This window comes from uncultured Campylobacter sp. (genome assembly GCF_938045595.1).
Taxonomy (GTDB): domain Bacteria; phylum Campylobacterota; class Campylobacteria; order Campylobacterales; family Campylobacteraceae; genus Campylobacter_B.
Window position 1 is genome coordinate 1 of sequence record NZ_CALIBB010000266.1, and the last position, 2,510, is coordinate 2,510.

The window sequence follows — 2,510 nt, forward strand, 5'->3', positions numbered from 1 at the left end:
CGAAATCAAGTAGCGTGGAGACGCCAGCAAAATCGACCTTGTCTATAAACTCGCGTGCGTAGGCGCTTTTCATCACGCCCTCGTTGAAGCTGGGCGCCTTTTTGTCCCAGTCCGCTGAAAATTTTTTGCCGAATGAGCTTTTTGCCTTTTGCGCCTTATAAAGCGCGTCAAAGTCGATCTCATCATAGTTTAAAGCTAAAATCATAGTTATCCTTTCTAAAATTTTGCGGGTAGATTGCACCGATTTTTCGTTAAATTTTAGCGCAAATTTATGCGCCGTGCCCAAATCCACCTTAAATTTCAAACTACCCGGCGAGAAGTGCTAAGGTAAGCCCACCTCTGCGTATTTTATCTGCTCTAAATTCTTTAAATTTTTACCAACGATCGTAGCTAAATTTTAAAAAGTCCGCTCATAAATCAAAATTTTTAGTTTGTCGTCCGCGCTTGTTCGCTCCGCATTTAAATCGCTGCTTGGATTTATTGTAAAGCCTCCAATCTAGCCGCTATCACCTTTTGCATCGCTTGATTTTTCCTGTTTTTGGCTAAAATTTGCAGCCTCCTTTTGCCGATGCGTTTGTCGGCAGCCTTTAGGATATTTGCGAGCCCCCATTCATCGGCACCAAAGTGCTTTGCAAACAGCTCCTCTTTGGGCGTGTCGATATATTCGCGGATAAGCTCGCCGATGTCGCTTATGTCGTTACCATACGGATAAATTTTCGTTAGAGCGCCCTGTGCTAGGCTTTTTACGCCGCCGCTTTTTAGCACGAAATCCTTCGGGTAGTCAAAAATAATCTCGCCCGCAAGCGTGATAAAATATCGCGGCAAATCCGTGCTGCCGCGCCTGCTTTGCATCCGATAAACTGTGCAGTGGAGCTTAAAATCAATGTTTTCATCTACGAGCTCGTAAAGCCGTTTTGCAAGCTTGCTCCAACGTTTCATTTTGCCCCCTTTTATCTATATTTATCGCCTCTTGCGGTTTTGCATGTAGCTTTTGCCGCCCTTTGTGACGATCGCGCCTGAAAGCTCCGCGCCTTTTCTATTTTTTGAAAATCCGCTTTGTAAAATTCTGCCGCGCTAAACGATCTCCCAAAATCTCGGCTCCGTCTTGATCGCTTCTCGGTTTTTCTCGCGTAAAATTTGCAAAAATTCTTTAAAGTTTGGCGTAAAAATCGAAGCGGCGGGCGCAAATTTATACTCTCTCACGCCGTCTTGCTCAGACTTGTTCGCGCTACTGCGTTCAAGCTCGCTCGCGCCGTCCGCAAAGCGGATCCGCCAAATCCTAGCATGATTTATCCGAATTTTTGTGACTTCAAGCGTCAAAATTTGCTCAAATTTATACCTCGCCGCGAGCTTCTGTCCGTCAAAAACGTAGATGAAATCCTGATCGAACCAAAGGCTCTCGCACGAGATAAAAAACCGCTCCAGCCAGAGCAAAAACGGTCGCACGGAAAGCCTTTTTACCGCGCCTGCTTCGCTTATCCCATCTATCGCGGCAAGCTCGCGAGGGCTAAGCTTGCGAGTATTGTGTCGAAGGAGCGCCCAAATAATCCCGCCCAGAAGCAAGACGCTAAAAATTACGATTAAAATTTGAATTAAAGCTTCAGCCATTTAAAATTTTAAGTCCTTTTACAAATGCAAATTTCGCCTCCGTATCGCTCCAAAACGAACTTCTGCTAAAATCCGCCTCCGCGCCGTTTGCAAGCTCTTCATAAAGCTTATAAAATCGCCCTTTGTAGGTGCAATCGCTTAGACAGACGTTGAAAAACGCCTCCGCCGCATTCCTGCCTCCGAAATAAAAGATAAAGTAGATCGGGCGCAGATCGAAAGCGCTTAGATTTTTGTTAAATTTAGCCCCGCGTCGCATCATAAACTCCACCGCCTTTTGTTTGTCCTCAAAAAGCTCAAAAATAGGCAGCGCGTAGTCTTTGATAGCCGCGCTAATCTCGCGAACGCTAGGCTCGAAGCTGGTGCCCGCGAGCTGCCAGTCGCGAAACTGTTTGCGCGGCGTGAGATAGCCCAGCTGCGATACGAAAACAAGATCGGTCGAGTAGGACAGCTCCTCTTGCATCAGCTTTTTTAGGCGCTTGCAGTAGATCGCGATCTGCGGCAGGATGCTCACGCTGCCGGAGTAATTGCGCATGCTGGAGCCAAAATAAATTTCAAATAAAATCTCCTTGTCGCTTGCAAGCTTCGTTAGTTTTTGCCCCTTTTGCGTGGGCTTGAAGTACGCAAAATTTGCCGCGATCTCATTGCAGCCGTTTAAAAATATCTCGCGCGGAGTCATGATTTTCCTTTAAATTTGGACGTTTTGCTCGCTAGCAATTCGGTTTGTTGCTTACATTGCCGCAGCCGTGATCCGCGCTTGGCGTCTTATCGGCGCGCCGTTTGCCGCCGAAAACCATATAATGCGCGCAATTTTACCCTAGTTCGGCTAAATTTAACGGCGCTACGTGCTCGTAAAATTTATAATCTATCCTCATATCTTTCGTAGTTTATGCCGTAGATTTTAT

General features: G+C 46.3%; 3 protein-coding genes and 1 pseudogene. All 4 read right to left on the reverse strand.

The window, feature by feature from the left end:
* Positions 1-205: pseudogene (locus Q0340_RS10530) on the reverse strand (class I SAM-dependent methyltransferase); the annotation flags it as partial.
* Positions 206-477: 272 nt separating this feature from the next.
* The gene (locus Q0340_RS10535; protein WP_298083266.1) at positions 478-939 is read right to left on the reverse strand and encodes a hypothetical protein; all 462 of its coding nucleotides are present in this window, start codon (positions 937-939) and stop codon (positions 478-480) included.
* Between the two features lie 135 nt (positions 940-1,074).
* Positions 1,075-1,608 carry a hypothetical protein gene (locus tag Q0340_RS10540; protein ID WP_298083267.1) on the reverse strand — a complete coding sequence of 178 codons (534 nt, stop codon included), beginning with the start codon at positions 1,606-1,608 and terminating at the stop codon, positions 1,075-1,077.
* Positions 1,601-2,284 (reverse strand): hypothetical protein, encoded by a 684-nt coding sequence (locus Q0340_RS10545; protein ID WP_298083268.1) that lies wholly within the window; start codon positions 2,282-2,284, stop codon positions 1,601-1,603. The genes Q0340_RS10540 and Q0340_RS10545 overlap by 8 nt, the downstream gene beginning before the upstream one ends.
* Positions 2,285-2,510 lie beyond the last annotated feature (226 nt).